Consider the following 772-nt stretch of genomic DNA (forward strand, 5'->3'; position numbering starts at 1 on the left):
ATATTTGTTCGTCAGCAATTAACAATTTGTTTCCAATGCCTGTTATTTCAGTAAATAATTGATCTTCATCTTTTTCTATAATTTTAAAATTTAATTCACCATTATCTTTATCTTGCCCCTCGAACAGACCAACGATAGAATTAATGGCTTTTTGTTGATATTCTAAATTAGGTTCAAATGTTAACTTCATAAACACCTCATTCTTTTTCAAAAATAATAAAAAATATTGTCATCTGCTTCACCTGACTTTTGGATTCAGGCACCTTGTCCACCAGGATATCGCGGGCGGTATCAATACGGCGTTTAGTTTCATTGTTTAACATATACAAGCTACCTTATCAAATGGTCGTCGCTACGGGACTTAATTTTGTTCGTGTTTATATTATCTACCATAAGGTTGCCCCTCCGGGGCTTGATTTTGTTTAAATTTATATTTTCTACCAAATGGTCGTCGCTACGCGACGTGTTAGCTCCGTAGGGGCGTTCTTTTGATAACAGTGACCCAACTATCAGAGAGTATAGCTCTGTAGGAGCGACCTTATTCATCATAAAATTCAAAAATATATTTTTCATTATACTCTACTTCAAACTTCTTTAATAATTCCATGTAATCCGTTTTTAAATATCTTCGTCCCTTGATGTTCCTTGTTCTGGCCCCGATTTATCAAGCACTTATTTTGCTTAATATATAATAATTCTCCAAAGCGTCGTTAGGCGAAACATAGCCAAGTCTTTCAAGCATCCACTCGTTATTGTACAACTCAATAAATTC

Annotated in this window: 2 protein-coding genes; both read right to left on the reverse strand. The window is 34.6% G+C overall.

Annotated features, from left to right (window positions below; genetic code table 11):
- On the reverse strand, positions 1 to 190 hold a 190-nt coding region (locus AB1444_13580), incomplete at its 3' end, for a hypothetical protein (protein MEW6527681.1).
- Between the two features lie 7 nt (positions 191 to 197).
- Positions 198 to 323 (reverse strand): hypothetical protein, encoded by a 126-nt coding sequence (locus AB1444_13585; GenBank protein MEW6527682.1) that lies wholly within the window; start codon positions 321 to 323, stop codon positions 198 to 200.
- Positions 324 to 772: the final 449 nt, after the last annotated feature.

Source organism: Spirochaetota bacterium (genome assembly GCA_040756435.1).
In the GTDB taxonomy this organism is placed as follows: domain Bacteria; phylum Spirochaetota; class UBA4802; order UBA4802; family UB4802; genus UBA4802.